The organism is Mesorhizobium sp. M5C.F.Ca.IN.020.29.1.1, from assembly GCF_003997375.1.
GTDB lineage: Bacteria > Pseudomonadota > Alphaproteobacteria > Rhizobiales > Rhizobiaceae > Mesorhizobium > Mesorhizobium wenxiniae.
This window is the reverse complement of sequence record NZ_RZSW01001109.1, coordinates 1-740: the sequence shown is the minus strand read 5'-3', so window position 1 is coordinate 740 and position 740 is coordinate 1. Positions and strand designations below refer to the sequence as shown.

Here is a 740-nt window from a genome sequence, read left to right as displayed (position 1 = left end):
GCCTGGCGGGCAGTGATCTTCTTGCCGGCCTCGACGACGACCTCGTTGGTGTCTGCATCGACCAGGTCGCCAACGGCCTTGAGGCCGCGGAAACGCTCGACGTTGAACGGGATGCGCCAATGGTCGCCGGCGCGCTTGTAGGTGATCTTGTTGTAGAAGGTCGACAGGATCTCCTCGCCGTCCATGCCGAGCGCCATCAACAGCGACGACACCGGAATCTTGCGGCGGCGGTCGATGCGGGCGTGCACGACGTCCTTCGAGTCGAACTCGATGTCGAGCCACGAGCCTCGATAGGGGATGACGCGCGCGGCAAACAGCAGCTTGCCCGACGAGTGCGACTTGCCCTTGTCATGGTCGAAGAAGACGCCCGGCGAACGGTGCATCTGCGAGACGATGACACGCTCGGTGCCGTTGACGATGAAGGTGCCGTTCAAGGTCATGAGCGGCATGTCGCCCATGTAAACGTCCTGCTCCTTGATGTCCTTGATCGACTTGGCGCCGGTATCCTCGTCGATATCGAACACGATGAGGCGCAGCGTCACCTTGAGCGGCGCGGCATAGGTCAGGTCGCGCTGACGGCATTCGTCAACGTCGAATTTCGGTGCTTCGAACTCGTACTTCACGAATTCCAGCATCGAGGAGCCGGAAAAGTCGGAGATCGGGAAGACCGATTTGAAAACCGCCTGCAGTCCCTCGTCAGGACGCCCGCCCTTGGGCTCCTCTACCATCAGGAATTGATC

At 60.8% G+C, this 740-nt stretch carries 1 pseudogene; it reads right to left on the bottom strand.

Annotation, left to right across the window (positions count from 1 at the left end):
- A pseudogene (locus EOA85_RS36535) lies at nucleotides 1–740 on the bottom strand (DNA-directed RNA polymerase subunit beta); the annotation flags it as partial.